The 3,878-nt window shown below is 45.8% G+C and carries 3 protein-coding genes; all 3 read right to left on the reverse strand.

Features of this window, described 5'->3' with window-relative positions; translation table 11 throughout:
• Positions 1-554: polysaccharide deacetylase family protein (locus VN105_RS21385; RefSeq protein ID WP_325644013.1), on the reverse strand; the 554-nt coding region annotated here is incomplete at its 3' end.
• A gap of 5 nt (positions 555-559) precedes the next feature.
• Complete coding sequence (locus tag VN105_RS21390; RefSeq protein ID WP_325644015.1) at positions 560-1,342, reverse strand: glycosyltransferase; 783 nt, start codon at positions 1,340-1,342, stop codon at positions 560-562.
• 292 nt (positions 1,343-1,634) lie between these two features.
• Positions 1,635-3,779: an elongation factor G gene (fusA, locus tag VN105_RS21395; RefSeq protein WP_325644017.1), complete on the reverse strand. Its 2,145-nt coding sequence runs from the start codon at positions 3,777-3,779 to the stop codon at positions 1,635-1,637.
• Between the last annotated feature and the right edge of the window lie 99 nt (positions 3,780-3,878).

Genomic DNA, 3,878 nt, shown 5'->3' on the forward strand with positions numbered 1-3,878 from the left:
CACAGGGGCATATTTTTTACACTCAGCCAGAACAGCGGATACCTGAGCCAGGGAGATACAGAAGAGGGAATGATCCAGGTATCCTGTTCTTTAAACACTGTTCTTGGCAGGTGCCGGTTATTATACCTGCCGGGAAGCCAGGTGGGGTTCACTGAAGCATCGTACAGGTAGCCGGCCGCTTTCAATGCCTCCATATTTACTTTACGGAGACGCGGCATACGGAATCCCTGCACCGGCTGACCGCTGATTTCCTGCAGGGCCAGACGGGAACCTTCCAGGTCTGCTTCGGTAAAAGAACTATGATAATAGGCATGAGAAGCTATTTCATGCTTTGCTGCCATTTGCCTGATCAATTCGGGATAGTGCTGCGCCCAGTAGGCCGTGACAAAAAAAGTAGCGCGCACGTTATATTTGTCAAACAAAGCCAGTGTTGCCTGCAATCCCTTCCGGGAAACTTCCAGTTTCTCCTGGAGCGCCACCTGCTGACCAAATTCTTCCGGGATATCAAATTCTTCCACATCCACACTGATCAGTATCCTGTTACTATGTTCCATAAAAATTAAGCGGCAGATGAGCTGAAAACAATCCTGCAGTAATTCAGTACTTCTTTCATTAAAAGTTTAATCCTGAAAGAGGAAAACTGAATACCTGGCCGGCAAGATACTGCGACTGCCCCAATTTTGAGGTTGGAACGTTTACCTGCATGATATAAAAATTCACTGTCGTAAAGAAAACCATCAATACGGGTGGAGAGCAGGATATTTTTTCCGTAGACATTAAAGCCCTTCAGGCCAGCCTGCGCATCGTCTACCTTAAGATTTAGTACCAGCCGGTTCAGCAGACGGCTGATGCGGGTTATAATGCGGCGCTTACGGGGTAATTTATGGAGATAGGCCTCTCCCCTTTCACCGGCTACTACATCCAGGCCCCTGAGCAGGCCATCGTATGCTTCTTTTACCGCATGCACGCCAAATGGAAAATCTAAATCAGTGTATACCTGGAAAGCATGCTGGGAGCGCTTTACGCCTTCCCTCACGGCGAATCCTTTACCCCGGTTGTGGGAATAACTGACAATGATGATACCTGGAATGGCTACTTCAAGCCAGGCAATATGCTGGCGGGTAAAATTTCTTATTGAGCCGTCATTCACGAGAATAAGCTGAACAGGTGTATTGCCCATAAGGGTTGTTATTTCGTGGTAGTGCCTGATAAGTGATTCCACCCAGGGACCTGCAGGATTCCAGCAGGGCAGAATCAAATCCAGACCGGGAGCTAATGATACCATTTCTCCCGATGTATGTACCACAGTTGTAGGAGGCGCTTGTAATAACTCTAATGACATAATTCAAAGGCTATCAGTAAATAATACCGGCTGAGATGCTTTGTAATCCGCTATACCTATGACGTCAAAAGGGAAGCCTCCCCCTATCAGGTGAGCAAATAATAAAAAAGGTCCTGTAAAACAGGACCCTGGCAGTTAGCAAAAAGTAAATTGCAGTTGTAGGTTATTGCTATTGTAAAATATCGAATATTCTTTTCATGGCAATAGCATTTTCATGTCAGTCAATATTATAAAAAAGCAAAAAGGTTGTTCCACTTTCGCAGAACAACCTTTCTGATATAAAAAGCTAAGATTAAGCGTTTACTTTGCCTTTCACTTTTGCAATCACTTCTTCTGCCACGTTATTTGGTGCAGGAGCGTAGTGAGAGAACTCCATGATAGAGCTTGCGCGGCCGGAAGACAGGGAACGCAGCTGAGTTACATAACCGAACATTTCGCTCAGTGGCACTTTAGCCTTGATAACCTGTACACCGTTTTTAGAATCCATACCTTCCAGCATACCACGACGACGGTTGAGGTCACCTGTAACATCACCCATGTATTGATCTGGTGTTTGTACTTCTACTTTCATGATTGGCTCCAGCAATACTGGTTTAGCTTTGCGGGCAGCTTCACGGAAAGCGGATTTAGCGCACAATTCGAATGACATAGCGTCGGAATCCACCTGGTGGTAAGAACCATCAAACAGGCGAACTCTTAAGCTGGTCAGCGGGAAGTTTGCAAGTACACCCTGGTTGAGTGACTGTTCAAAACCTTTCTGCACAGCAGGGATGAACTCTTTAGGGATAGCACCACCAAAGATATCATTAACGAACTGCAGGGATTTGCCTTCGTTCTCTTTCAGCCATTCTGCATCAGCAGGTCCGATTTCGATCTGGATATCAGCAAATTTACCACGACCACCGGTTTGTTTCTTAAACACTTCACGGTGTTCAACTTTGGTAGTGAGCGCTTCTTTGTAAGCAACCTGAGGAGCACCCTGGTTTACTTCTACCTTAAATTCGCGACGCATACGGTCAACGATGATTTCAAGGTGAAGCTCACCCATACCGCTAAGTACCGTTTGACCGGTTTCTTCGTCGGTTTTTGCTTTCAGGGTAGGATCTTCTTCTACCAGTTTAGCGATAGCCATACCCATTTTATCAACATCTGCCTGAGTTTTAGGCTCAATAGCAATGTGGATAACCGGTTCAGGGAAGGTCATTGATTCCAGGATAATCGGTGCTTTTTCATCGCACAGGGTATCACCGGTTTTGATATCTTTAAAACCAACAGCAGCTCCGATATCACCGGCTTCGATGAAGTCGATAGGGTTCTGCTTGTTAGCGTGCATCTGCATGATACGGCTGATACGCTCGTTTTTGCCGGTACGGGTGTTCAGTACATAGGAACCTGCATCCAGGTGACCGGAATAAACCCGGAAGAACGCCAGACGACCTACGAAAGGATCGGTTGCAATTTTGAACGCCAGTGCAGCCAGCGGTTCTTTAGCAGAAGGTTTACGTTCCAGTTCTTCACCACTATCCGGATCAGTACCTTTTACGGCTTCAACATCCATCGGAGAAGGCAGGTAGCGGCAAACCGCATCCAGCATTTTCTGTACACCTTTGTTTTTGAAAGAGGAACCGCACATCATCGGGATGATAGCGATATCGATAGTAGCCTTACGGATCGCTTCGTGGATTTCTTCTTCAGAGATTGAATTAGGATCTTCGAAAAATTTCTCCATCAGGGTGTCATCGTACTCAGCAACTGCTTCCACGAGTTTAGCTCTCCATTCTTCTGCTTCAGCCACCATGTCTTCCGGAATAGGAATTTCCTGGTAGGTAGCACCTTTACCTTCTTCGTCCCAGATAATACCTTTCATGGTGATCAGATCTACCACACCTTTGAAGGTGTCTTCAGCTCCGATCGGCAATGTTAAAGGTACAGGGTTAGCACCCAGCATTTCTTTAACCTGTTTTACCACGTTCAGGAAGTCTGCACCGGAACGGTCCATTTTATTAACGAAACCGATACGTGGTACACGGTAGCGGTTAGCCTGGCGCCAAACGGTTTCAGACTGAGGTTCAACACCGGATACAGCGCAGAACAATGCCACCAGACCATCCAGTACACGGAGGGAACGCTCTACCTCTACGGTAAAGTCCACGTGACCCGGGGTATCGATGATATTGAATTTATATTGTTTGGTATCAGGTAAGGCTTTACCTTGTAAGGTTGGAAAATTCCAGAAACAAGTGGTTGCCGCAGATGTGATGGTAATACCTCTTTCCTGCTCCTGTGCCATCCAGTCCATTGTAGCAGCACCCTCGTGCACCTCTCCAATTTTGTGGGATTTACCTGTATAATACAGGATACGTTCTGTGGTAGTGGTTTTACCCGCATCGATGTGCGCCGCAATACCAAAGTTCCTTTGAAATTTTAAGTCTGCCATAATATTAAAGTGACTAAATAATGCAATTTGGGGGGCAAAGGTAATTTATTTTTGACAATAAATAAAATGACCTTCTTTTCCAAATTGTTATTTCTCAAA

The sequence above is a fragment of the Chitinophaga sp. genome (genome assembly GCF_035564935.1).
GTDB lineage: Bacteria > Bacteroidota > Bacteroidia > Chitinophagales > Chitinophagaceae > Chitinophaga.